Origin of the sequence: Nakamurella endophytica, assembly GCF_014646215.1 — a bacterium.
Taxonomy (GTDB): Bacteria; Actinomycetota; Actinomycetes; order Mycobacteriales; family Nakamurellaceae; genus Nakamurella; species Nakamurella endophytica.
This window is the reverse complement of the sequence record NZ_BMNA01000001.1, coordinates 151,110-175,440: the sequence shown is the minus strand read 5'-3', so window position 1 is coordinate 175,440 and position 24,331 is coordinate 151,110. Positions and strand designations below refer to the sequence as shown.

Here is a 24,331-nt window from a genome sequence, read left to right as displayed (position 1 = left end):
GGGCCTCCGGATGCCCGGCGTGCCGGGAGGCTCCGGCCGCCGGCGCGGCGGACCGACGAGAGAGGTGCGAGACGGTGGACATCGCTGTGCTGGTCAAGCAGGTGCCGGACACGTACGCGGACCGGAGGCTGACCGGACCGGACCTCGTCCTGGACCGCGCGGCGGCCGACGCGGTCATCGACGAGATCGACTCCAAGGGCGTCGAGATCGCGTTGCAGCTCACCGAGAAGCACGGCGGGGAGGTGACCGTCGTCACCATGGGGCCGGAGCGCGCGACCGAGACCCTGCGCAAGGCGCTGGCCATGGGCGCGCACCGCGCGGTGCACGTGCTCGACGACGCGCTCGCCGGGTCGGACGCGCTGCAGACCTCCGAGGCGCTGGCCGCGGCCCTGCGCACGCTGCAGGTCGACCTCGTCGTCACGGGGAACGAGTCCACCGACGGCCGTGCCGCGGCGATGCCCGGGATGATCGCCGAGCGGCTCGGGCTGTCGGCCGTGACGTCCGTGCGCACCCTCGAGGTCGACGGCGGCACGTTCCGCGCGGAGCGGGTGGTCGAGGGCGGCGCCAGCCAGGTCACCGCGCAGCTGCCCGCCGTGGTGTCCGTGAACGAGAAGGTCGGCGAGCCGCGCTACCCCAACTTCAAGGGCATCATGGCCGCGAAGAAGAAGCCGGTGACCACGCTGTCGGTGGCCGATCTCGGCCTGGACCCGGCGCGCGTCGGGCTGGCCAACGCCTCGACGCAGCTCGTGGAGGGCGCGGAGCGGCCCGCCAAGTCCGGCGGTCGCAAGATCACCGACGACGGGCAGGGCGGTCAGGCGATCGCCGACTTCCTCGTCGAGCAGCGGCTCGTCTGACATCCCGGCCAGGACAGGAGCGGACAGATGAACGACCGACAGGTGCTGGTGCTGGCCGAGCACGCCGACGGCGCGGTGCGCCGGGTGACCGGTGAGTTGCTGGCCGCGGCGTCGCGGCTGGGCGTGCCCGCCGCCGTCGTGGTGGGCACTCCCGGCACGGCGCAGGCGCTCGCCGCCGAGCTCGGCGCGCTCGGCGCCGCGACCGTCTATGCCGTCGAGACACCGGAGGCCGGCGCGACGTTGATCACCGGCGAGGTCTCCGCGCTGCAGGCGGCCGTCACCGCTGCGGGCGAGCCGGCCGCCGTGCTCGTCGCCGCCACCTTCGACGGCCGGGAGATCGCCGGCCGGTTGGCGGTGCGGCTGGACTCCGGCGTCCTCACCGACGTGGTGGGCGTCGCGCTGGAGGGCGACGAGGTGGTGACCACGCAGGCCGTGCTGGGTGGGTCGTACCAGACCCGCTACCGGGTCACCCGTGGCGTCCCGGTGGTCAGCGTCCGCGGCAACGCCATCGAGGGGGCCGCGACGCCGGTCGCCGAGCCGGCCGTGGTGCCGCTGCAGGTCGCCGCGGACCCGACCGCGCCGCGGGTGCTGGAGACCGTGCCCGAGGAAGCCGGCGACCGGCCCGAGCTGGGGGCGGCCAAGGTCGTGGTCAGCGGCGGGCGCGGCGTCGGCAGCGCCGACAACTTCCACGTCGTCGAGGAGCTGGCGGACGTCCTGGGCGGGGCCGTCGGCGCGTCCCGCGCGGCGGTCGACTCCGGCTACTACCCGCACCAGTTCCAGGTGGGTCAGACCGGCACCACCGTGTCGCCGCAGCTGTACATCGCCCTGGGCATCTCCGGAGCGATCCAGCACCGTGCCGGCATGCAGACCTCGAAGACGATCGTCGCCGTCAACAAGGACGCCGACGCGCCGATCTACGAGATCGCCGACCTCGGTGTGGTGGGCGACCTGTTCACGGTGGCGCCGCAGCTGGCGGCCGCCCTCAAGGCCCGCCGGGGATAGCCCCCGACGGTCGCCCTTGCTTATATAAGCCGGCGGTCCTATAACGGTCCGGTGCACGTCTTCGACGTCCTCGCCGACCCGGTGCGCCGCCGGGTCCTGGACCTGCTGTCGGCCGGGCCGGCGTCGGCCGGCACGGTGACCGCGGCGGTGGTCGCCGAGTTCGGCATCACCCAACCCGCGGTGTCCCGGCAGCTGCGCGTGCTGCGCGACGCCGGCTTCGTCGACGTCACACCGGACGGCACCCGCCGGGTGTACCGGCTGCGCGGCGAGACCCTGCGCGAGGTGGACGACTGGCTGCGGCCCTACCGGCGGTTCTGGGAGCCCCGGCTGGATGCGCTGGCGACCGAGGTGGCCCGGGGCCGGCGCGACCGCCGGGCCGCGGACGCGTCCGCCGGGCCTCGCGGTGCGGCGGACGGCCGGAACGCGACAGGAGCAGCGTCATGAGGGTGCCCGACGGCTTCGTCGAGGTCGGTGACGACGGCACGGTGGCCCGGTTCCGGCGCCGTTTCGCCACGACGGCGGACGACCTGTGGTCGGCGCTGACCGATCCGGAGCGGCTGGCCCGGTGGTACACCGCCGTGTCCGGCGACCTGCGGCCGGGCGGGACCGTCCGCATGCACTGGCCCGACGGGCAGGTGCAGGACATCGAGGTGGTGACCTGCCGGCCACCCGAGCTCCTGGTCACCCGGTGGACGCTGGACGACGGGCCGCTGGGCGAGGTGACGGTCGTGCTGCGACCGGACGGCGACGGCTGCGTGCTCGACCTCGAGCACCGCGGGCTGCCGCCGATGCAGGCCGCCGGGTACGCCGCCGGCTGGCACGCCCACCTGGCGGGGTTGTCGGCCCACCTGACGGGATCGGCGGCGGACTGGGACACCGAGTTCGCCGCGGCGCTGCCGCGGTACCGCGCGGCGGCGGACGCTGCCGGCGCCGCAGGCGGTCGCGGCGGCACTCCCGTCACCAGTCCCGGCGGCACTCCCGGCGGTGGCCGGCCGGGACGGTCGGCGGCGGACCAGTAGGCTCGGCGCCCCCGGTTGCGGGTCCGGGCGGCCGGGAACCGGGGGACCGGGTCGGCCTCCGCCGGCCGGGACGTACATCCGCACGCACCCGGAGGTCAGGGCATGGGCATCACCGGCGCACTCGGCGGCGAGCTGGCCAGACGGGCGGCCCCGAAGATCACCGGCCGTGGCGTCCGGCTGATCCTGGAGCGGGCGATCGACGGGATCGGGCCGCTGCCCGGCGCGGCCGAGTCCGCCGACGCCGCCCTGATGCGCGCCGGCGGCGTCCGTGACGCCGCCGTCGACGCCCTCATCGACCAGCACGTCCGGCTCGCCGCCGCGCAGGGCTTCGCGACGAACATCGGCGGGCTGCTCACCATGGCGGTGACCATGCCGGCCAACATCGCGGCCGTCGCGGTGATCCAGTGCCACCTCGCGGCCGGGGTGGTGCACCTGCTGGGCTACAACCTGCAGCGCCCGGCCGTCCGCGACGCCATCCTGATGTGCCTGCTGGACGACGACGCACGCAAGTCGCTCGGCAAGGACGTCGGCCGCCGGCTGACCCCCACCGACCTGCTCTCCTCGCGGGAGGACCCGGCGCTGAAGGAGGCCATCGCGACGGCGGTGACCGGGCAGCTCATCGCTGCGGCCGGCGGGAAGCGGATGGCCACCTTCGTCGCCCGCCGCATCCCGCTGCTCGGCGGCGCGATCGGCGGGTTCGGCGACGCGATGGCCACCCGGCGGATCGGCCGGGACACCGCCGCGCTGCCGCGCAACATCGTCGACGCCGCCCAGCCGGCCATCTCCGAAGGGCTGCGCTGACCCGACCGCCGGTCGCGGCCCGGGCGCTGCCGGGAGCGGCGCCGGGCCGGTCGGCGCGCCGGCCGCACGGCCTATCGTGGGACAGCGATGACCTACCTCGACCACGCCGCCACCACCCCCGTCCTCCCGCAGGTCGTGGAGGCGGTCGCGGCCGCGCTGCGGCAGACCGGCAACGCCTCGTCCCTGCACGCCGCCGGCCGCGCCGCCCGCCGCCGGGTCGAGGAGGCCAGGGAGGGCATCGCCGAGGACCTGGGCGCCCGGCCGAGCGAGGTGCTGTTCACCTCCGGCGGCACCGAGGCCGACAACCTCGCCGTGCAGGGCCTGTTCCGGGCGCGCCGGGCGGCGGACCCGGGCCGGCGCCGCATCCTGGTGCCCGCGCTGGAGCATCATGCGGTGCTGGACACCGTCGAGCACCTGGCGGCGCACGAGGGCGCGGAGATCGGCTGGCTCGAGGTCGACGACTTCGGCCGGGTGCACGCGGACACCCTGGCCGCCGCGATCGCCGAGAACCCCGGTGACGTCGCGCTCGTCACCGTGATGTGGGCGAACAACGAGATCGGCACGGTGAACCCGGTCCGCGAGCTGGCGGAGGTGGCGCACCGGCACGGCATCCCGCTGCACACCGACGCGGTGCAGGCCGTCGGCACGCTGCCGGTGCACTTCGCCCGGTCCGGTGCGGATGCGCTCAGCGTGTCCGGTCACAAGATCGGCGGCACGGTCGGCACCGGACTGCTGCTGCTGCGCCGCGAGGCCGCGGTCCGGCCGCTGGCGTTCGGCGGTGGGCAGGAGCGGGGCCTGCGTCCCGGCACCCTCGACGTGGCCGGCGCCGCGGGACTCGCCGTCGCCGTCCACGACGCCGTGATGCACCGGGACGAGCGGGTCGCGACACTGTCCGCGCTGCGGGACGACCTGGTGCGCCGCGTGTCCGCGGCCGTCGGTGGGGTCCGGCTCACCGGCGATTCCGGCGGGTCGGTGGTGGACGGCGGCCCGTCCCGGCTGCCGGGGAACGCCCACCTGCTGGTCGCCGGGTGCGAAGGCGACTCGCTGCTGATGCTGCTGGACGCCGCCGGCGTCGAGTGCTCGACGGGGTCGGCCTGCACGGCGGGGGTCTCGCGGCCGTCGCACGTCCTGCTGGGCCTGGGCATGGCCGAGCGCGAGGCGCGCGGGGCGCTGCGGGTCACCCTCGGTCACACGTCGACCTCGTCGGACGTCGACGCGCTGGTGGCCGCGATCGCGCCGGCCGTCTCCCGGGCCCGGGACGCCGCGGCGGCGGCCGCCCGGCGGGCCGCCGCGGTGACCCGCTGATGCGCGTGCTGGCCGCGATGAGCGGCGGCGTGGACTCGGCGGTGGCCGCCGCGCTGGCGGTGGACGCCGGCCACGACGTGACGGGCGTGCACCTGGCGCTGTCCCGGAACCCGGGGACGCTGCGCACCGGGTCCCGCGGCTGCTGCACGGTGGAGGACGCGTTCGACGCCCGGCGGGTCGCCGACCGTCTCGGCATCCCCTTCTACGTCTGGGACTTCAGCGAGGAGTTCGCCGAGGACGTGGTCGCGGACTTCCTGTCCGAGTACGCCGCCGGACGGACCCCGAACCCGTGCCTGCGGTGCAACGAGAAGATCAAGTTCGCGGCCCTGCTGGACCGCGCGCTGGCCCTGGGGTTCGACGCCGTCGCCACCGGCCACCACGTCCGGCTGGTCGACGGCGTGCTGCACCGGTCCGTCGACGCCGCCAAGGACCAGTCCTACGTGCTCGCCGTGCTGACCGCGGACCAGTTGCGGCACACGGTGTTCCCGCTCGGCGAGCTGACCAAGGCGCAGGTGCGGGCCATCGCCGCCGAGCGCGGCTGGGCGGTCGCGGCCAAACCGGACTCGTACGACATCTGCTTCATCCCCGACGGCGACACCCGCGGCTACCTGGCCGAGAAGCTGGGCCGGCAACCGGGAACCGTGGTCGACGGCGTGTCCGGCGAGGTGGTCGCCGAGCACGACGGCTGGTACGGGTACACGGTGGGGCAGCGCCGCGGGTTGCACCTGTCCCGGCCGGCACCGGACGGCCGTCCGCGGTACGTGCTGGGCATCGAGCCGGTGTCCGGCACGGTGACCGTGGGGCCGGCCGACGGCCTCGACGTCACGGTGATCACCGGGGACCGGCTGGTGTGGTCCACCGGCCGGCCGCCCGGCTTCCCGCTGCGGACGGTGGCGCAGCTCCGGGCCCACGGCGGGCAGGTCACCGGATCCGCCGACCTGGTCGACGGCCGGCTGCGGCTGGTGCTCGACGCCCCCACCCGGGGCGTGGCGCCCGGGCAGACGGTGGTGCTCTACGACCGCGACGACCGGTACGTGCTGGGCGCCGCGACGATCGTGCGGGCGGCGTGACGGTGACCGGACCGCTGGAGCTGCCGCCGGACCCGTCGCCGGGCGGCCTCGTCGTGGCGCCCGCCGACGAGGTGCCGGCGACGGCGCGGCGCCCCTGGAACGTCGCGGCGGCGACCGGCCTCGGGCCGCTGCCCGGGACGTCCCCGGACGAGGCCGCGCGCTCGGTGGCCGGGGAGCTGCCGGACCTGCCGCACCTGGCGGAGCTGCCCGGCCGCGGCGCCGGCGCGGACGCGGTGGGCCGCACGGTTTCCCTGCTGGTCGACATCTGGGCAGACGTGGTGCCGTCCGGGTGGCGGGTGTCGAGGCGGCCCGGTCGCGACACCCGGCGCGCCGTGGACTTCCTGTCCTGGGACCTGGACGCCGCCGAGCAGCACTACGCCGGCGCGGACTGGGTGAAGGTGCAGGTGGTCGGACCGTGGTCGCTGGCGGCGGCGATCGAGACGCCGTCCGGCAACCGTGCGCTCACCGATGCGGGTGCGGTGCGCGACCTGGCGGCGTCGCTGGGCGAGGGTCTGGCCGCCCACCTCGCGGACGTCCGCCGGCGGCTGCCGGCGGCCGGTGTGGTGCTGCAGCTGGACGAGCCGGACCTGCCTGCCGTGCTGGCCGGCAGCCTGCCCACGGCGAGCGGTTTCGGGACGGTGCGGGCGATCGACGAGCAGGTCGTCCGGGACGTCCTGGCCGAGCTGGTGGCCACCGTCGGCAGTATCGATACCGCGGGCACCGTCGCCGCTCTGGGCACGGCCGGCACCGTCGGCACCCCGGTGCTGGCGGTCTGCCCGGACCCCCGCGCGCCGCTCGGGCTGCTGCGCGAGATCGGTGCCTCGGCGCTCTGGGTCGACGCCACAGCGGTCGGCACCGCGGCCGCCCGGCTGGACCCGATCGGCGAGGCGGTCGAGGCCGGCGTCGCGATCGTCGCCGGGTTGGTGCCCGCGGCGGGACCAACCACGCCGCGGTCCCTGGGCGCGGCGGCCCGCCCGCTCACCGAGGCGTGGCGCCGGCTGGGCCTGCCGCGGACGTCGCTCGCCGACGTCGTGGTGACGCCGACCGGGTCGCTGGCGCAGGTGTCCGCGGATCGGGCGGTGACCGCCATGGCGACCTGCCGGCGGCTGGCGCAGGCGCTGCAGGACCCGCCCGACGGCTGGTGACCGCGCCACGCGCCCGTGCCCGCAGCGGGGCGCCGGCGCGTGGCTGCGTCGGGAGGGTCAGACCGCCGCGCGCTCGCGCAGCGGGGCAAGCGCCACGGCCAGCTTGGCCAGCTCGTCCAGCATGGTGCGGGCCGCGTCCTCGTTGACCTGCTCGGGCACGAACTCGCCGTCGACCAGCTGGCGGAACACCAGCGGCAGCGCGACGGCGTCGGGGACAGGCACCATCCGCAGCACCGCGGCGACCTGCCGGATGGCCTGCGCCGCGCGCATGCCGCCGGAGGCCCCGCCGTACGTGACCAGGCCGAGCGGCTTGTACGCCCACTCCTGCACCAGGAAGTCCATGGCGTTCTTCAGCGACGCGGGCAGCGAGTAGTTGTACTCGGGCGAGACGAAGACCAGGGCGTCGGCGCCGTCCACCGCCTCCGACCAGCGCAGGGTGTGCGGCTTGGTGTAGGTGCGCAGCCGCGGGTGGTGCGGCTCGTCGAGCAGCGGCAGGTCGAAGTCGGCCAGGTCCAGCACCTCGACGGTGTCGAAACCACCGTGCCGGCGCGCGGCGTCGGTGAACCACCGGGCGATGTGCGGGCCGATCCGCCCGGGACGGGTGGAGCCCACGACGATCTTGAGGACGGACACGGAGCACTCCTGCGACGGACGGCGACGAGCGGCTGGACAGCCGGTCTGTGACGTGTCAACCGTAGGCCGGGAGGAACGCATCCCCGCGCGGCGGTGAGCACCGTCACGCGTGCCGTGCCCGATCCGGCCCATGGGCCGCTGTCGGGGGTGCTGGTTACAGTGCGGGACGTGGCTGGGAGGACGCGTGGGACCGCCGGGGCCGGGACGGCCGACGAGGCAGCAGCCCGGGCTGCGGTGCCGGACGCCCCGGCACCGGACGCCGCCCGCGAGCACGCGGACCTCGCCCAGCGGATCACCGACGCCCAGTTCCGGTACTATGTCCTGGACTCGCCGATCCTGTCCGACGGCGAGTTCGACGTCCTGCTCCGCCGGCTGCAGGAGCTGGAGGAGGCGCACCCCGAGCTCGTCACGCCGGACTCGCCCACGCAGAAGGTGGGCGGCGGGTTCGCCACCGGCTTCGCCGCCGTCGAGCACGCCGAGCGGCTCCTGAGCCTGGACAACGTCTTCTCCGCCGACGAGCTCACCGCCTGGATGGAGCGAGCCGCGCGGGACGCCGCGGCACCGGTCCACTGGCTGACCGAGCTCAAGATCGACGGCCTGGCGGTGAACCTCACCTACGAGCGGGGTCGGCTGGTGCGCGCCGCGACCCGCGGGGACGGCCGGGTCGGCGAGGACGTCACGCTCAACGTCCGCACCATCCGCAGCGTGCCCGAACAGTTGCGGGACGACGGCGGCCACGACATCCCGGAGTTCGTCGAGGTGCGCGGCGAGGTGTTCTTCCCGCTGGACGGCTTCGCCGAGCTGAACGCCCAGCTGGTCGCGGCCGGGAAGCCGCCGTTCGCCAACCCGCGCAACAGCGCGGCCGGCTCGCTGCGGCAGAAGGACCCGCGGATCACCGCGTCCCGGCCGTTGACCATGCTGTGCCACGGCATCGGCGCCCGGCGCGGGTTCGACGTGCCCACCCAGTCCGCCGCCTACGAGCGGCTGCGCGCCTGGGGGCTGCCGATCTCCGAGCACAACCGGGTGGTGGACACCGCCGCGGAGGTGCTGGAGCGGGTCGCGTACTGGAACGAGCACCGGCACGACCTGACCCACGACATCGACGGAGTCGTGGTCAAGGTCGACGAGGTGACGCTGCAGCGCCGGCTGGGCAGCACGTCGCGTGCCCCCCGCTGGGCGATCGCCTACAAGTACCCGCCGGAGGAGGCCACGACGCTGCTCCGGGACATCGCCGTCAACGTCGGGCGGACCGGCCGGGTGACGCCGTTCGCCGTGCTGGAGCCGGTGCTGGTGGCCGGCTCGACGGTCGGCATGGCCACCCTGCACAACGAGAACGAGGTGCGCCGCAAGGGCGTGCTGATCGGCGACGACGTGGTCATCCGCAAGGCGGGCGACGTCATCCCCGAGGTGCTCGGGCCGGTGGTCGGCGTCCGGGAGGGCCGGACGCTGCGGGAGTTCGTCATGCCGACGCACTGCCCGGAGTGCGGCACTCCGTTGCGCCGGATGCGCGAGGGCGACGTCGACATCCGCTGCCCCAACGCCCGCAGCTGTCCCGCGCAGCTGCGGGAGCGGCTGTTCCACATCGCCGGCCGCGGCGCGTTCGACATCGAGGGCCTGGGCTACGAGGCGGCCAAGAGCCTGCTCGCGGCCGGCGTGGTGACCGACGAGGGCGACGTGTTCCCCGGCACGGACGAGGACGGCCGGCCGTTCGGACTGACCGAGGAGACGCTGCAGCGGGTGCCGCTGTTCGTCCGCAGCAAGGACGGCGAGCTCACCGAGGTGGGCCGGCACCTGCTGCGCAACCTCGAGCGGCGCAAGGACCAGCCGCTCTGGCGGGTGCTGGTGGCGCTGTCGATCCGGCACGTCGGTCCGACGGCGGCACGCGCGCTGGCGCAGCACTTCGGGTCCATGGAGGCCATCCGGGCGGCGGCGCAGAGCCCGGAGGGAGCGGCGGAACTGGCCGGCGTGGAAGGCGTGGGGCCGACCATCGCGGCCGCGCTGGCCGAGTGGTTCTCGGTCGACTGGCACGTGGCGATCCTGGACAAGTGGCGCCGGGCCGGCGTCCGGATGGCCGACGACGTCAGCGACCGCCCGCCGCAGACCCTGGCCGGCCTGACGGTGGTGGTGACCGGATCGCTCGAGGGATGGTCCCGGGACGACGCCAGGGCGGCGCTGCTGGCGCGCGGTGCCAAGGTCGCCGGTTCGGTGTCCGGCAAGACGTCGTTCGTGGTGGTCGGCGAGAACCCCGGCAGCAAGTACGACAAGGCGGTGTCCGTCAAGGCGCCGATCCTCGACGAGCACGGGTTCCGGCTGCTGCTCGAGGACGGGCCGGACGCGGCGCGCGAGGTCGCCACGGTCGGTGACGAGGGCACGGCGGAGGCCGCCGGGACGGACTGACGCGCCCGCACCACCGACCCGACCGGCGGGCACCACCGACCACCGCCCGCCGGCGACCGGACCGTCCCGGACTAGCGGGTCCCCGCGCCGTCCCGGACCACCTGCAGCGTCGCCAGCTGCGGGTCGTGGGCGTAGGCGATCCGGGAGCCGGCCGCCCGGGCGGCCAGCAGCGCCGCGATCGCCGCGCCGGTCACCGGCTCGCCGGGCACCAGCACGGGGACGCCCGGCGGGTAGGGCGCCACCACCTCCGCGCTGACCCGGCCGACCGCGTCCTGCAGCGGCACCGACTCGTGGTCGGCGAAGAACGCCGCGCGCGGCGTCAGGACGGCCTCCGGGGGTTCCGCGGCCCACTGGTCCCACGGCGTCGCCCCGGCGCCGTCCGACGGGGTCCTCGGTGACGCGCCGGCCCGGCGCGCCACGTCGCGCAGCGCGGCGACCAGGACGGCCAGCGACCCGGCGTCGTCGGCCAGCCCCACTGCCGGGACGATGCCGTCCCGATCCGCCATCTCGACCGGCAGGCCGCGAGCGAGCAGCTCCCGCTCCACCGCGACACCGGACACCCCGAGCCCGCCGGTGCGCACCACCAGCTTGAGCGGATCGAACCCGCCGGGTCCGAAGTCCTCGGGGCCGGGGACGTCGTAGCCCGCGGCGCGCAGCTCGGCCCGCACCCCGGCCACCTCGCCGGCCAGCCGGCCGAGCAGCTCGTGTCCGGCCGGGTCCGCCAGCAGCGCTCGGGAGGCGTCCGCGGACGCCAGCACCGCCCCGGCCGGGCTGGTGGTGTGACCGGCGTCGAATGCCCGCTCCAGCCGGGCGGCGGACAGCCGGTCCGTGCGCGCCAGCACCAGCGCGGCCTGGCTGAACGCGGGCAGGGTCTTGTGCGCGCTGGTGACCAGGGCGTCGGCGCCGGCCGCCAGGGCGTGCGGCGGGAAGCCCGGACCCCAGCCCAGGTGGGCGCCCCAGGCCTGGTCGACCACCAGCGGGACGCCGGCCCGGTGCGCCACCGCGGCCAGCTCGGCCACCGGCCCGATCGTTCCCAGGTACGACGGTTCGACGGCCACCACGGCCACCGCCTCCGGATGCCGGTCCAGCGCGGCCGCGGCCACCGCCGGATCCACTCCGACCGGCATGCCCCACCGCGGGTCCAGCCGCACCGGGAGCCACACCGGGCGCAGGCCGGCCAGCACCAGGCCGAGCAGGGTCGAGCGGTGCGCCGTTCGGGCCACCAGCACGGTGTCGCCCGGCCGCCCGAGCGCCAGCACCACGGCCTGGTTCGCGTGGGTGGAGCCGCCGACCGACAGCCGCGCCCAGTCCGCACCCCACAGGTCGGCGGCGGCGCTCTCGGCCTCGGCCAGCACGCCCGACGTCAGCTTCACCGTGTCGAGGCCACCGAACAGCGGCACGTCGGCGTCCAGCATCCGGCCCAGGACGGGGGAGAGCCCGCCGGCGCGGCGCTTGTGGCCGGGGATGGTGAACGGGGTGCGGCCGCCGTCGGCGGCCGCCCGCCAGGCCTGCACGAGCGGTGCCGCCTCGATCGGGGTGGCCGGGTCGTGCACCCGGCCATCCTGCCAGGCGGACCCGCGGACCCCACCGGCGCGCCGCCGCCGCTCCGCCGGTGTGCCGCCGCGGGTCCGCCGGTGTGCCGCCGCGGGTCCGCTGGTCGCCGCCGAGGCGGGTCGCGGGTCCGTCGGCGCGCCGCCGCGGGTCACCGGGCGCGCGCGGCCGGCGCCCGGGAGACTGGTGCCGACGCCGGGACGAGGTCGGCGTGCGGGGCCGGACCGGTCGCCGACCGGCTCGGCGCGTGGTTCCGGCACGCCGCCGCACGGCGGCCACCGCACGCGACACCGCCGGGGCGCGGAGGGCAACGGACCGCACGCGGGGAGGGACACCGGTGGGCCTCAAGATCGCCGTCGTCGGGGGCGGCTCGACGTACACGCCCGAGCTCGTCGACGGCGTCGCCCGGCTGCGCCACCTGCTGCCGGTCGACGAACTGGTGCTCGTCGACCCGGCGGCCGACCGCCGCGAGCTGCTGGCGGGCGTCGCGGGCCGCATCCTGCGCCGGCAGGGCCACGGGGCCCGGGTGTGGGCGACCGACGACGTGACGGCGGCCGCGGACGGGGCGGACGCCGTGCTGCTCCAGCTGCGGGTCGGCGGCCAGGCGGCCCGCGCGCGGGACGAGAGCTGGCCGCTGGAGTACGGCTGTCTCGGGCAGGAGACGACCGGCGCCGGCGGGCTGGCCAAGGCGTTGCGGACGGTCCCGGTCGTCCTGGACATCGCCGAACGGGTCCGCCGCGTCGCGCCCCGGGCCTGGATCGTGGACTTCACCAACCCGGTCGGGATCGTGACGCGCGCGCTGCTCGAGCACGGTCACCGCGCGATCGGCCTCTGCAACGTCGCCATCGGGCTGCAGCGGTTCTTCGCCGGCCTGCTCGGCGTGGCGCCGGACCGGGTCGAGCTCGACCACGTCGGGTTGAACCACCTGACGTGGGAGCGCGGCGTCCGGGTCCGGGCGGACGGCGCCACCGACACCGACGTCCTGCCGACGCTGCTCGACCGGCACGGCCCGGCCGTGGCCGAGCACCTGCGGCTGCCGCTGGACCTCGTCCGTGCCGTCGGTGCCGTCCCGTCGTACTACCTGCGCTACTTCTACCGGCACGACGCCGTGGTGGCGGAGCTGACCGGCGCTCCGTCCCGGGCCGACGAGGTCGCCGCCCTGGAGGCCGAGCTGCTGCGGCTGTACGCCGATCCGGCGCTGGACCGCAAGCCGGAGCTGCTCGAACGGCGCGGCGGCGCCTACTACTCCGAGGCGGCCGTCGGTCTGCTGGCCGCGCTGCTCGGCGGCGCCCCCGGCCGGCACGTCGTCGACGTGCGCAACGACGGCGCGCTGCCCTTCCTGCCGGACGACATGGTCGTCGAGGTCCCGGCCGACGTCGGTCCCGACGGTGCCCGGCCGGTCCCGGTCGCACCGCTGGATCCGGCGGCGGCCGGCCTGGTGGCGCACGTCGCCGGGTACGAGCGGCTGGCGCTGGACGCGGCCCTGCGGGGTGGCCGGGACCGGGTCGTCCTCGCGCTGCTGGCGCACCCGCTCGTCGGCCAGTGGGACCTCGCCGGCGACCTGGCCGACCGGCTCCTCGCCGAGAACCGCGATCTGCTGCCGTGGCGCTGACCGGACCGGGACGGGACGCGCCGGCCGCCGAGCCCGGTGTGCTCGTCGCCCTGGACGCGGGCAACTCCAAGACCGACGTCGCCGTCGTGGCCGCGGACGGCGCCGTCCTGGCCCGCACCAGGACCGCGGGCTTCCGGCCGCATGTCGAGCCGGAGCCGCAGGCGCTGGCCGGCCTGCGGGACGGCGTCACGGCTGCGATCCACCGGGCGGGTGGTCCCCGCGTCGCCCTGCTGGCCGCCTACCTGGCCAATGCGGACCTGCCGGAACAGGAGCACCGCTGGGCGGCGGAGATGTCCGGATGGCGGCTGGCCGACCGGGTCGTCGTCGGCAACGACACCCTCGCCCTGCTGCGCTCCGGGCTGGACGGCACGGCCGGCGTCGCCGTGGTGTGCGGGGCGGGCACCAACTGCGTCGGTGTCGGCGCCGACGGGGGACAGGTGCGCTTCCCGGCGCTCGGGCCGCTGACCGGCGACTGGGGCGGGGGACAGGGGCTCGCCGAGGCGGCGCTGTTCCACGCGGTGCGCGGCGAGGACGGGCGCGGCCCGGCCACCGCCCTGAGCGCGGCGGTGGCCGGCCACTTCGGGCTCCCGGACGCCTGCTCGGTGGGCGTCGGGCTGCACGTCGGCCGGATCCCGGCGCGGCGGCTGGGCGAGCTCGCTCCGCTGCTGTTCGCCGTCGCCGCGGCGGGGGACCAGGTCGCCGGCGACGTCGTCGACCGGCAGGCCGACGAGGTGGTGGCCATGGCGCGGGTGGCGCTGCGGCGGACCGGGCTGGACCGCGGACCGTGCCGCGTGGTGCTCGGCGGCGGTGTCCTGGCGGCCCGGCACCCGCGGCTGCTCGACCGCGTCGCCGCCGGGCTGCGGGCGGCGGCGCCGCAGGTCGCGATCACGGTGCCGGAGGTCCCACCGGTGGTGGGGGCGGTGCTGCTCGGCGGCGACCGGCTGCGCGGGGACGGCGGGTGGCCCGGCGAGGCCGCGGGCTTCGCCGCCAGGGTGACGGCCGCCTGGTCAGCGGGCGGAGGTCAGGAGTTGGCCTCGATGTAGGCCTTCGGGTCCTTGTCCGACTCGTCGATGCCCTTGCCCGCCGGGTGCCGGTGGTAGAACTGCAGCCACTGCATGGCCAGTTCGTGGCGCAGCTGCGGCGTCGAGCTCTTGATGAAGTCCGGGAGCGCCTCGCGCTCCTCCTCGTCCAGGTGCTCGCCGTTCTCGGTGCGCGCCTTGCCGACCGCCTCGAACCACTCCGGCGACCCGACCGGGTGCCGGCGGGAGTCCGCGACGGCGTCGCGGATCTCGTTGTGGTCGTCGATGGCGTCCTCGGTCTCGTCCTCCGGGTCACCGGCCCAGCCCTTGCGCAGCAGCGCGGGGTAGAACACCGTCTCCTCGGCGTCGGCGTGCATGTCGAGCCGGACGGCCAGCGGTTCCCAGACCGCCCGCAGCTCGTCCTCGGTCTTGGCGTCGTCGAGGTAGAAGAAGTGCCGGCGGAACCAGTCGTGGTCTTCGTAGATCAGATCGACGATGTCGGCCATGGCCGTCTCCTCCGTCACGGGTGCAGGTGCTCGGGACGCTACCCGGCCGGTGCCGGAGCGCCGCCGCCCGGTGGCGGGGTCGGCGGCGGCGTGGCGCGGCCGCGCAGCTCGACGGTCCCGCCCGGTTCGACGTAGGTGACCCGGTCGCCCAGGCCCCGCCGGCCGACCTCGGCGGTGAACGCGGTCAGCGGCGAGGTGAAGACGGTGTAGTCGTCGTGGTGGATCGGTGTCACCGTGGCCGGGCGTACCAGCTCGAGCAGGTCCGCACCCTGCCGGCCGTCCATGGTCACCATCAGGCCGTGCGACCAGCCGGTGGGCAGGCGAGTGCCGCCCAGGTGGAACAGGCCGTGGTCGATGTGCGGGAAGCGGCGCGGGATGTCGGCGAGCTCGTCGACGAGCAGGGTGTCCCCGGAGATGTACAGCCGGACCTGCGGCGGCCCGTCCGCCGGTCCCAGCTCGACCATGCTGCCCATCACCGGCGGCAGCAACCGGTGCACCGGCAGGGGTGCGTGGCGTCCGGGCAGGGCGGTGATCCTGGCCTGCGTCCGCCCGTGCACGAGCACCGAGTCGGACCAGGTCGCCAACCCCACGGCGTGGGAGAAGTGGCGCTGCCGCAGCCGTCTGGCCGCCTTGTGGGTGGTGACCACTGGCAGGTCGCGGTCCAGGCCGCGGCGGGCCGCCCGGTCCCAGTGGTCGCCGTGCAGGTGGGAGAGCACGATGCCGTCCAGCGGCGGCAGCTCGGCGATCGAGAGTGCGGGCTCGCGCAGGCGTCTCGTCGCCATCCCGAGACCGAGGTAGGCGTACTGCCCCTGGTGCAGGAAGTTCGGGTCGGTGAGCAGCGTCAGGTCGCCGAAGCGGATGAGCACGGTGGCGTTGCCGATGAACTGCAACGACCCGGTCATCCGCTCCGGCGACCCGGACGGTGGTCCGGGCACCGCCGACGGCGTTGCCTGCGCGTGCGACGGTGCCGGACCGGTCATGTCGTCAGGAGCCGGCCTGCTGCTGGACGTTGTCCTTGGCCTGCTGGGCCTGGTCCTTGACGTCGCCCGCCGCGGACTGGCCCTCCTCCTTGACGGTCTGCACAGCGTCGGTGGCGGTCGACTTGACCGACTCCAGCGCCTGCTGCGCGGGCTCCTGCAGGTTCCCGGCCGCCTCCTTGGCGACCGAGCCGACCTGCTCTACCAGGGGTTGCGCCTTCTCCTTGAGCGCCACGGCGGCCTCGGCCTCGCGCCGGGAGGCCGGCAGCAGCGAGGCCACGATCAGCCCCGCGCCGAAGGCGATCAGCCCGGCGGCCATCGGGTTGCCCCGCGTCTGCCGCGAGACCCGCTGCGGCGCCTCGGCGACCGCACCGCGGACGTTCGACACCGCGCCGGACGCGGCGTCCTTGACGTTCGCGACCGCACCGGACGTCGAGTCCGACGCCGAGTCGGTCGCGCCCATGATGTGGCCCTTGACGTTCTCCGCAGATCCCATGATGTGGTCCTTGACGGTCGTGGCGGTGTCCTTGATCCTGTCCCGCTGGCGCCGCGCGATGCTGGCCGGGTTCACCCGGTCCGACAGCTCGTTGACGTCGTCGGACAGCCCGGCCCGCGTCTGCTCGATCTGCGCGCGGATGACGTCCGGGTCGTTGGTGGTCATCGGTTCTCCTCCTCGTGGCCCTTCACGGCGTTCGGGATCTTGCCCAGCGTCTCGGTGGTGCGGTCCAGCCCGCGGACCCGCTTCAGTTCGGCGCGCCCGCGCAGGAACAGCACGAGACCGACGACCGCCCAGAGCAGCGTGACGATCAGCGCGGACCAGGAGTGGCCGATGCCGGTACCGATCCACCACCACAGCCAGATGGACAGGAACAGCAGCACGAAGTACCCGGCGAAGCCGGCGCCGCCGAACATGCCGGCACCCTTGCCCGCGCGCTTGGCGCTCTGCGTCAGCTCGGCCTTGGCCAGCGCCACCTCCTGCCGCATGAGGGTCGACAGGTCGGTGGTGATGCCGCCGATCAACTCACCGAGGGATCGCTGGTCCTCGGCGGGTGGTGTGTCCAGGGGAGAACTCACTGCGACCCCCACGACGACCGGGCGGCGTCGTCCGGCAGGGCGCCCGGGTAGCCGGCAGTGCCCACGCCGGGGGCGGTGGCCGACGAGGGCGCGCCGTAGCCGGCCTGGTAGCCGGTGGCCGGAGCGCCGGCCTGGTAGCCGCCCGCCGGGTACCCGGCCTGGTAGCCGCCCGTCTGGTAACCGCCCGTCTGGTAGCCACCGGTCTGGTAGCCGCCGGTCGGGTAGCCGCCCGCCTGGTAGCCCTGGGCGCCCTGGTAGCCGCTCGACTGGCCCTGGTCGCTGCTGGTGCCCTCCTTGAGGCCGCGTGCCAGCCGGCCCGCGATCACGCCGGCGCCCAGTGCGATCGCCAGGAAGGCGCCCGGCCGGCGCCGCGCGAAGGACCGGACCTCTTCCAGGACGCCCTGGGGGTCCCGGTTCTCCAGCCAGCCGGCGATGTCGCCGATGCGGCCGGCCGCCTGGTGGGCCAGATCCGTGGCGACGCCCGACTCCTGCGAGTTCTGCGCCATGGACCGCAACTGGTCGCTGACCGTCCGCAGCCCTCCCGCCAGCCGCTGCTGCTGGCTCGAGGCCTGGCTGCTCAGTTCCGACTGCGCCTGGCCCACCAGGTTCTTCACCTGGTTGCCCGCCTCCGCGGTCACCTGGCCGACCTGGTCCTTGGCCACCGCGGCGACGTGCTGCGCGCTCTGCGCGGCACCGCCGGCGACGTCCTTGGCCTGGTCCTTGGCGACCTGCGCGGTCGACCCGGCGCTGCTGGACCCGCCGGATCCGCTGCCGGAGGTCACCACCGGCACGGCCGCCGGGTCGCTGAGACCGCCCGGGACGTACCCGGTTCCCACTGCCGGCCGATCCGTGAGGCCTGGCGTGTCGAAGTCGTGACTTCCCGTCATCGCCTTTCCCTTTCCCATTCGTCCTGCCGTCCGGTGACCGGCGGCATGTCCGTCGATGTGACGAGGCGCGGTGCGGGTCCCGGGGGCCACACGTGCCACCGGGCGAGCACACCTGTCCGGGCGACGCCCGTGCACCGGACGCCGTCGCGGACACCGGACCTTCTGCCCGACACGGCCGCAGTACCCGCTGTTTACAGCGTCAAACGCCTGTCCCCACCGGAATCCGACACGGCTGTGGGCGGGATCGGCCCGGGCCGGTGTCGCACCGCAACCGCGCCCGGCCGGTGACGGCTCCCGACGGGTGTCCCGCCCGACCGTTTGCCGGAACCGGGCCCCGGGTAGTTGGCAGGACGCGGCGCCGGTCGAAGAGTGGCATCGCAGCTGTCGTCCGTCCGGGGTGCGTCCCGGACGCGTCTCGGCCGACGCGGATGTGCCCGGGGAGGGCGTCACGGCCACGGTGGTGACCCCGTCCGCTGCACCCGCACGCGTGCGCGATGGCCGGCCATCCGTACGAGGAGGAGCAATGACCGCTGCCACGTCACCACCCGAGCCGGTCGTCGCCGTCATCGGCGCCGGCCCCGCCGGGCTGACCGCGGCACACCAACTCGCCGACGCCGGCCTGCCGGCCGTCGTCCTGGAGGCCGATCCCTGGGTGGGCGGCATCAGCCGCACCGTCGAGCGCGACGGCTGGCGCTTCGACATCGGGGGGCACCGCTTCTTCACGAAGGTGCCGGCGGTCTCGCGCTTCTGGCACCGGGTGCTGCCCGACGGCGACTTCCTGCGCCGGCCACGGATGAGCCGCATCCTCTACGACGGCAAGCTCTACGACTACCCGCTCAAGCCGGCGAAACGCGCTGGGCAACCTCGGCTTCGCCGAGGCCGTGCGCTGTGTCGTCTCGTACCTGGCGGTGCGGGTGCACCCGCCGTGCGACCAGAGCAACTTCGAGGGCTGGGTCGCCGCGCGTTTCGGGTGGCGGCTGTACCGCACGTTCTTCAAGACCTACACCGAGAAGGTGTGGGGCGTCGACGCCCGGGAGATCCAGGCCGACTGGGCGGCGCAGCGGATCAAGAACCTGTCGCTGTTCTCGGCGGTGTGGAACGCGTTCGGCCTGCAGCGCGACAGGACCGCGGTCACCACGCTGATCGACGAGTTCGACTACCCCAAACTCGGTCCCGGGATGATGTGGGACCGGGTGCGGGAGCAGGTCGAGGACGCGGGTGTCGAGGTCCGGGTGAACGCGCCGGTGGTCGGCATCGACCGCGGGCCGGGCGGCGCCGTCGCGGTCCGCACCGGCGGTGCCGTTGGTGCGGGTGGTGCCGGCAGTGCGGGTGGTGGCCGGGGCCAACGGATCCCGGTCACCGACGTGGTGTCCTCCATGCCGCTCGGCGATCTGGTCGCCTGCATGTCGCCGGCGCCGCCGCAGCGGGTGCTCGATGCCGCGGCCGCGCTGCACCACCGCGACATCCTCACCGTCGCCCTGGTGGTGCCGCAGGCCGCCGGGTTCCCGGACAACTGGATCTACGTCCACGACCCGCAGGTGCGGGTCGGGCGGATCCAGAACTTCGGGTCGTGGTCGCCGCACCTGGTCAAGGACGGCCGTACCTGCCTGGGGCTGGAGTACTTCGTCACCGTCGGCGACGACCTGTGGACCTCCCCCGACGACGACCTCGTCGCCCTTGCCCGCCGCGAGCTGGCCGAGCTGGGCCTGGTCGACGCGGGCGCGGTGGAGGCCGGCTACGTGGTGCGGCAGCCCAAGGCATACCCGGTGTACGACGAGCACTACCAGCGCAACGTCGAGATCATCCGGGAGTGGCTGCTGGCCGAGGCGCCGAACGGCACCCGGTCGGCCGGAACGGCATGCACCGCTACAACAACTCCGACCACAGCATGCTCACCGCCATGGTCGTGGTCTCCAACATCGTCGGCGACGCACCGCGGGAGGACCCGTGGGAGGTCAACGTCGAGCAGGACTACCACGAGGAGATCGCGCGGCCGGACGCCGCCGCCGATGCGGCGGCGCCGTCACCGGTGGCGCAGTGGCCGGCGCGACCGCGGACCGCGGCGGCCGGCTCCGGTCGCGCCGCGCCGGTCATCCCCACCACCGCCCGGCCCGTGGTCCGGCGGCCGTCCGTGCGGGACGGGGCCGCGTAGGTCGGGACACACGGCACTCCGGAGCCGCCCGATCCCCGAGGCGGTCGGGCGGCTCTGTGCGCACTGTCGTCGAGTCGTAATGTCGTCGCGCTGTCGTCGCGCTGTCGTCGGAACAGTGGTCGGACCGTCGCCGCGCCGTCGCGGGGACCGCCGCCCGCCGCGCCCGTCCGGTCGGCCTCCGTGTCGCGGTCCCGGACCCGCGGATGACAGGCGCGGGCGGCCCGCTCACCGCGCCGGGAACGCCGTGACCGTCTGCTGCTCGAAGTCCGCGGGGTCCGGCCGTTGCACCGTGCGGGCCGACCCGCGCAGCGCGGCGAGGGTCTGCGCCAGCTCGGTGCACTGGTCGCCGAACGTCCGGTACCCGGGAGCGCTCACCAGCCACACCGTGCCGTCGGCCGCCGCGGACAGCCGGCGCGCCAGCGCCTCGGGATCGGCGGTCCCGTTGCGCTGGGCGTAGTCGACCCAGTCGACCCGCTGCGGGGCGCCGAGCGTCGGGTAGACCACCTGGTGCACCGACGCGGGCAGCAGGCGGCTCACGGCCGGCCCCAGCTGGTCGGGGCAGTAGACGACCAGATCACCAGGCTGCGCCCGCGCCGAGAGCAGCGCCGCCGTCGCACGCGCCTGCGTCCGGTCGGCGGAGAAGGCGACGGGCACGGCAGCCGCGAGCCCCAGGGTCACGGTGAGGGCGGACAGCACCGCGGCGGCGCGCCACCGCAGTCGGGCCACCCCCACCGCGGCCAGCAGCAGGGCGGGCGCCAGTGCCGCCGTCGAGTACCGCGGCGCGAAACCCGAGTGCAGCACCCGGCTCACCGCGAGCCCGATCAGCAGCCCGCCCGCCGCGCCGACCAGCAGCACCGGTGCCGCGCAGGTGCGCCGGCCGAGCAGCCCGTCGAGCCTCCGGCGCAGCCGCGCCACCCGGCCGGACGCCGCTGTCCGGCCGTCCCGCGCGGGCGGCCACAGCGCCAGGACGGCGGCGACGACCAGCAGCACGGCCACCGGCACCGCCGGCCACGCGGGGCTCCCGGCCCACGCCAGGACGGTGTCCGGCACGGTGCCCGGGCCCGGTGGTTCGGCCCACGGCGTGCCGGTGTGCCGGGCCTGGAACAGGAACCCGGGCAGCCACGGCAGGAACAGCACGCCGCCGGCAACCTCGGCGGCCAGCAGGCGCCGGGCGACCGGGCGGTCCGGGCCGCGGACCGCGCGGCAGACCAACCAGCCGGACCACGCGGCCAGCAGGAACAGCGCCCAGTAGTGCGTCAGCGCCAGCAACCCGCACACCACGGACACCCAGACCAGCCTGGCCGGGGAGGGCCGCTCCCGCGCCCGGTCCGCGACCACCACGAGGACCAGCACGAGCAGCAGCAGCAGCGCGTACATCCGGGTCTCGGTGGCGTAGCGCACCGCGAACGGGTTGGCGGCGACCAGCAGCAGCGCGGCGACGCCGGCCCGCCGCCCGCCGGTGCGGCGGCCGGCGAGGTAGGCCAGCGGCAGCGAGGCAAGGCCGGCCACCACCGACAGCGAGCGCACCGCGTCGTCGCCGGTGCCGAACGCCTGGATCCAGACGTGCAGCAGCAGGTAGTACAGCGGCGGGGAGCCGTCCTGGCGCAGCGCGTCGAACAGCTGCGGCACCGGCAGCGCCGAGATGCCGACCGACTGCGCCTCGTCGAGCCACAGCGCCGACGGGCTGTGCAGCCGGAGCAGCACGCCGAGCAGCACCACCAGCCCCAGCCCGGCGACCAGCACCGTCCGCAGGCGCCCGGTCGGTGCCGGGTCGGGCTGCACCCCCGGCGCGGTCGTCCCCGTCCTGCTGGTGACGACACGCCGGCCCGGGGTATAGCTGCTCACGTGGCACCCCACCGGCCGGGCCGCACCGGCCCGCACCGCAGCCCGTCCCGGGCCGGTGCGGCATGCCCGCGCTGACCCGGCTGCCGGCCCGCTACCGGTCGGCGGTGGCCTCGTTCGTGGCCGCGCGGGTCGCGGTGCTGGTCGGGCTCGCGCTGTCGGTCGTCGTGCCCGTGGCGGCCCGCCGGGAGGGCCTCCTCGGCTGGGACGCGGCGTGGTACCTGCGCATCGCCGGACACGGATACCTCTCCCTCCCCGACGAGGGCCGTCGGTTCTTCCCCCTGCTGCCCCTGCTCACCCGGGCGGTCGGGCCGCTGACCGGCGGGCAGCTGGGCATCGCGCTGCTGCTCGTCGGCAACGTCGCCGCCCTGGCCTACGCGGTCCTGGCCGTGCGGCTGACCCGGACGGTCGCCGGAGACGAGGTCGCTTCCCGGGTTCCCTGGTTGCTCGCGTTCACCCCTGCGTCCTTCGTGCTCGTCTTGGGGACGCGGAGGGCCTGCAGGGCGTGTTCGTCTGTGTGGTGCTGCTCGCGCTGCGCGCGGACCGGCCGGGCTGGGCCGTGCCGGCGGGGTTCCTGGCCGGCGCGCTGCGACCGACCGGGGTGGCGCTGGCCGTGCCGGCGGCCGTGGAGTTGGCGCAGCGCTGGCGACGGTGGACCCCGGCGGAGCGGCTGGCCGGCGCGGCCGCGGTGGCCGCGCCGCCCGCCGGCACGGCGGCCTTCCTGTGGTGGGCCGGGCACGCCTTCGGGGACGCGCTGGCGCCCCTGCGCGCGCAGACCCGACCCGGCCTGCGCGGCGGCGTCGCCCACGACCCGTTCACCACGGTGGTGCAGGCGGTCCGCGGGTTGCTGTCCGGGTCGCCGGCCGATGCCACCCTGCTGCTGCACCTGCCGTGGATCGCCGTCGCGGTGCTGCTGCTCGTCGCCGGACGCCGCCGGCTGCCGGCCTCGTTCACGGCGTTCGCCGGCACGATGGTCGCGGTCGGCCTCACCGCGCCCGGGTTCGCGTCGTTCGAGCGGTACGCGGCGGCCGGCCTGCCGCTGCTCGTCACGGCCGCCGCCCTGCTCGACACCCCCCGCCGGCGGCGGGTCGCCGCCGTGCTGGGAGCGGCCTGCCTGGTCGGCTACTCGCTGGTCGCCTTCCTGCACTGGTACGTGCCCTGACCCGGTCGGCGCCGGTCGCGGGCGCGGTCCCGGGCCGCGGGCCGGCATGGCCCGGCCGCCGAGCGGGTACCGGCGCAGGCGTCAGCACCTGCAGCACGGACGCGAGGAAGGGATCCCTAGATGCCCGCCGACAAGCACCCCACCCAGGCCGTCACCCCCGGCGCCGCCAGCGAGCAGCTCGGACCCGAACCGGACGCCGAGATGGTGGACCCGGGGCGCGCCGCCGAGGGCCAGTTCCCGCCGTTGCTCGACGAGCGCACCGAGGTCGAGAACCAGGAGGACGACCCGCAGGGTCGCTGAGCGGTCACGGCGCCCGGTGCCGGCCGGGCGCCGCCCGCGGCCCGGGCGGCTGGTCGTCGTGCAGGACGCGGGCGACGGAGGCGAAGGTACGCAGCTGCGCGTCGTCCCAGACGGCCGCGGGAAGCGGGTCGGCCCACAGCGCCCGCAGCAGGTCCGCGTCCAGCAGCGGCTCGTCGGACGCCGCCAGGACGATGTTGCCGCGCCGCCGGCCCTTGAGCATCGGCGTGTCCGCGGTGGCCATGACGTGCGGGAACGCCGCCGCGACGGTCGCCGCCTCGGCGCGAGCGGTGGCCAGGTCGGGCCCGTCGGCGCAGTTGAGCAGGTAGACGCCGCCGGGACGCAGGGCCCGGCGCACCGCGGCGGTGAACTCGGCGGTGATCATCCGCCAGGGCGTCACCGCCTGCGAGAAGACGTCCCGGACGATCACGTTCGCGGATGCCGGCGGCAGTGCCTCGAGCTCGGTCCTGGCGTCGCCGATCCGGATCCGCAGCACCGGCGCCCGGGGCAGGTCGAACCACTGGCGGGTGAGCGCGGCCAGGGTGGCGTCGATCTCGACCGCCAGGTGGCGCGACCGCGGGCGGCTGACCACCAGGTGCCGGGCCAGGGAGCAGCCCGCGGCACCCAGGTGCACGGTCAGGAACGCGGCGTCCTCGGGCTGCCGGTGCTCGATCACCGCGGCCATCCACCGCAGGTACTCGAACTCCAGCCACCCCGGGTCGTCCAGGTCGGCGTGCGAGGACTCCATGTCGTCGATCACCAGCATGTAGCCGCGCGGCCGGTCGCGGTCCCGGATCAGCTCCGCCGTGCCCGTGTCGATCGGGTACCGGCCCGGTGCGGGACCTGCGGGACCGTCCGACGTCGTGGGCCGTGGACGCCTCTGCACCCCCTGATCATGCCGCCCCCGTCGCCGGGGGCGCGGTGCGGGCGCGGCGGGAGCGGGGCGTCGGCGCGGGTCCGGGGCGCTGTCGGACCCCCGTGATACCAAGATCGGGCGGCCCGATCGTGGCCGCGCGGTCACGGCGG

At 75.8% G+C, this 24,331-nt stretch carries 22 protein-coding genes and 1 pseudogene; 14 read left to right on the top strand and 9 right to left on the bottom strand.

From position 1 onward, the window contains the following. Window positions 1–74: 74 nt before the first annotated feature. The 8 genes from IEY37_RS00795 (at window position 75) to IEY37_RS00760 (ending at window position 7,196) form a co-directional block, all read left to right on the top strand. Window positions 75–854, top strand: a complete 780-nt coding sequence (locus IEY37_RS00795; RefSeq protein WP_188939620.1) for an electron transfer flavoprotein subunit beta/FixA family protein — start codon at window positions 75–77, stop codon at window positions 852–854. Between the two features lie 27 nt (window positions 855–881). Continuing rightward, entirely contained in the window at window positions 882–1,856 is a 975-nt protein-coding gene (locus IEY37_RS00790; RefSeq protein WP_188939619.1) for an electron transfer flavoprotein subunit alpha/FixB family protein, read from the top strand. A gap of 51 nt (window positions 1,857–1,907) precedes the next feature. Further along, a complete protein-coding gene (locus IEY37_RS00785; protein WP_188939618.1) occupies window positions 1,908–2,300 on the top strand; it encodes an ArsR/SmtB family transcription factor in 393 nt (130 codons plus the stop codon). Beyond that, entirely contained in the window at window positions 2,297–2,875 is a 579-nt protein-coding gene (locus tag IEY37_RS00780) for an SRPBCC family protein (protein ID WP_188939617.1), read from the top strand. Before IEY37_RS00785 ends, IEY37_RS00780 begins: the two co-directional genes overlap by 4 nt. A gap of 102 nt (window positions 2,876–2,977) precedes the next feature. Further along, window positions 2,978–3,676, top strand: coding sequence for an EcsC family protein (locus IEY37_RS00775; protein WP_188939616.1), 699 nt, complete (start codon window positions 2,978–2,980; stop codon window positions 3,674–3,676). An 87-nt stretch (window positions 3,677–3,763) separates the two neighbouring features. After that, window positions 3,764–4,981, top strand: a complete 1,218-nt coding sequence (locus tag IEY37_RS00770; RefSeq protein WP_188939615.1) for a cysteine desulfurase family protein — start codon at window positions 3,764–3,766, stop codon at window positions 4,979–4,981. Then, the gene (mnmA, locus tag IEY37_RS00765; protein WP_188939614.1) at window positions 4,981–6,051 is read left to right on the top strand and encodes a tRNA 2-thiouridine(34) synthase MnmA; all 1,071 of its coding nucleotides are present in this window, start codon (window positions 4,981–4,983) and stop codon (window positions 6,049–6,051) included. Before IEY37_RS00770 ends, mnmA begins: the two co-directional genes overlap by 1 nt. Then, on the top strand, window positions 6,048–7,196 hold the full coding sequence (locus IEY37_RS00760) for a uroporphyrinogen decarboxylase/cobalamine-independent methonine synthase family protein (protein ID WP_229673487.1): 1,149 nt from the start codon (window positions 6,048–6,050) through the stop codon (window positions 7,194–7,196). Before mnmA ends, IEY37_RS00760 begins: the two co-directional genes overlap by 4 nt. Window positions 7,197–7,253: 57 nt before the next feature. Here the strand turns inward: IEY37_RS00760 and IEY37_RS00755 are convergent, their stop codons facing one another. Continuing rightward, the gene (locus IEY37_RS00755; protein WP_188939613.1) at window positions 7,254–7,829 is read right to left on the bottom strand and encodes an NADPH-dependent FMN reductase; all 576 of its coding nucleotides are present in this window, start codon (window positions 7,827–7,829) and stop codon (window positions 7,254–7,256) included. A 168-nt stretch (window positions 7,830–7,997) separates the two neighbouring features. Between IEY37_RS00755 and ligA the strand changes: the two genes are divergently transcribed. Then, window positions 7,998–10,226 carry an NAD-dependent DNA ligase LigA gene (gene ligA / locus IEY37_RS00750; RefSeq protein WP_229673486.1) on the top strand — a complete coding sequence of 743 codons (2,229 nt, stop codon included), beginning with the start codon at window positions 7,998–8,000 and terminating at the stop codon, window positions 10,224–10,226. Window positions 10,227–10,297: 71 nt separating this feature from the next. Here ligA and IEY37_RS00745 read toward each other — a convergent pair whose 3' ends face one another. Continuing rightward, complete coding sequence (locus IEY37_RS00745; protein WP_188939612.1) at window positions 10,298–11,779, bottom strand: aminotransferase class I/II-fold pyridoxal phosphate-dependent enzyme; 1,482 nt, start codon at window positions 11,777–11,779, stop codon at window positions 10,298–10,300. A 335-nt stretch (window positions 11,780–12,114) separates the two neighbouring features. Here IEY37_RS00745 and IEY37_RS00740 point away from each other — a divergent pair, with 335 nt between their 5' ends. Both IEY37_RS00740 and IEY37_RS00735 read left to right on the top strand, forming a co-directional pair. Then, window positions 12,115–13,389: a 6-phospho-beta-glucosidase gene (locus IEY37_RS00740; RefSeq protein ID WP_188939611.1), complete on the top strand. Its 1,275-nt coding sequence runs from the start codon at window positions 12,115–12,117 to the stop codon at window positions 13,387–13,389. Continuing rightward, window positions 13,380–14,432, top strand: a complete 1,053-nt coding sequence (locus IEY37_RS00735) for an N-acetylglucosamine kinase (RefSeq protein ID WP_229673485.1) — start codon at window positions 13,380–13,382, stop codon at window positions 14,430–14,432. Before IEY37_RS00740 ends, IEY37_RS00735 begins: the two co-directional genes overlap by 10 nt. Here the strand turns inward: IEY37_RS00735 and IEY37_RS00730 are convergent. The 5 genes from IEY37_RS00730 to IEY37_RS00710 form a co-directional block, all read right to left on the bottom strand. Continuing rightward, window positions 14,411–14,914, bottom strand: coding sequence for a hemerythrin domain-containing protein (locus IEY37_RS00730; protein ID WP_188939610.1), 504 nt, complete (start codon window positions 14,912–14,914; stop codon window positions 14,411–14,413). The genes IEY37_RS00735 and IEY37_RS00730 overlap by 22 nt on opposite strands. A 38-nt stretch (window positions 14,915–14,952) precedes the next feature. After that, entirely contained in the window at window positions 14,953–15,816 is an 864-nt protein-coding gene (locus tag IEY37_RS00725) for an MBL fold metallo-hydrolase (protein ID WP_188939609.1), read from the bottom strand. A gap of 82 nt (window positions 15,817–15,898) precedes the next feature. Then, window positions 15,899–16,552: a DUF3618 domain-containing protein gene (locus IEY37_RS00720; protein ID WP_188939608.1), complete on the bottom strand. Its 654-nt coding sequence runs from the start codon at window positions 16,550–16,552 to the stop codon at window positions 15,899–15,901. Then, window positions 16,549–16,965, bottom strand: coding sequence for a phage holin family protein (locus IEY37_RS00715; protein ID WP_229673484.1), 417 nt, complete (start codon window positions 16,963–16,965; stop codon window positions 16,549–16,551). The genes IEY37_RS00720 and IEY37_RS00715 overlap by 4 nt, the downstream gene beginning before the upstream one ends. Further along, window positions 16,962–17,852, bottom strand: a complete 891-nt coding sequence (locus IEY37_RS00710; RefSeq protein ID WP_188939607.1) for a hypothetical protein — start codon at window positions 17,850–17,852, stop codon at window positions 16,962–16,964. Before IEY37_RS00710 ends, IEY37_RS00715 begins: the two co-directional genes overlap by 4 nt. Window positions 17,853–18,375: 523 nt before the next feature. On the opposite strand from IEY37_RS00710, the pseudogene IEY37_RS22705 reads away from it, so the two are divergent. Beyond that, window positions 18,376–20,004 (top strand): annotated as a pseudogene (locus IEY37_RS22705) (NAD(P)/FAD-dependent oxidoreductase). Window positions 20,005–20,229: 225 nt separating this feature from the next. On the opposite strand, the gene IEY37_RS00700 reads toward IEY37_RS22705, so the two are convergent. Then, complete coding sequence (locus IEY37_RS00700) at window positions 20,230–21,786, bottom strand: glycosyltransferase family 39 protein (RefSeq protein ID WP_188939606.1); 1,557 nt, start codon at window positions 21,784–21,786, stop codon at window positions 20,230–20,232. A gap of 565 nt (window positions 21,787–22,351) precedes the next feature. Between IEY37_RS00700 and IEY37_RS00695 the strand changes: the two genes are divergently transcribed. Together IEY37_RS00695 and IEY37_RS00690 are read left to right on the top strand one after the other, a co-directional pair. Further along, complete coding sequence (locus IEY37_RS00695) at window positions 22,352–23,008, top strand: hypothetical protein (RefSeq protein WP_188939605.1); 657 nt, start codon at window positions 22,352–22,354, stop codon at window positions 23,006–23,008. A gap of 120 nt (window positions 23,009–23,128) precedes the next feature. Further along, window positions 23,129–23,308 (top strand): hypothetical protein, encoded by a 180-nt coding sequence (locus IEY37_RS00690; RefSeq protein ID WP_188939604.1) that lies wholly within the window; start codon window positions 23,129–23,131, stop codon window positions 23,306–23,308. A 4-nt stretch (window positions 23,309–23,312) separates the two neighbouring features. Here IEY37_RS00690 and IEY37_RS00685 read toward each other — a convergent pair whose 3' ends face one another. After that, window positions 23,313–24,191, bottom strand: a complete 879-nt coding sequence (locus IEY37_RS00685; RefSeq protein WP_188939603.1) for a spermidine synthase — start codon at window positions 24,189–24,191, stop codon at window positions 23,313–23,315. Window positions 24,192–24,331: the final 140 nt, after the last annotated feature.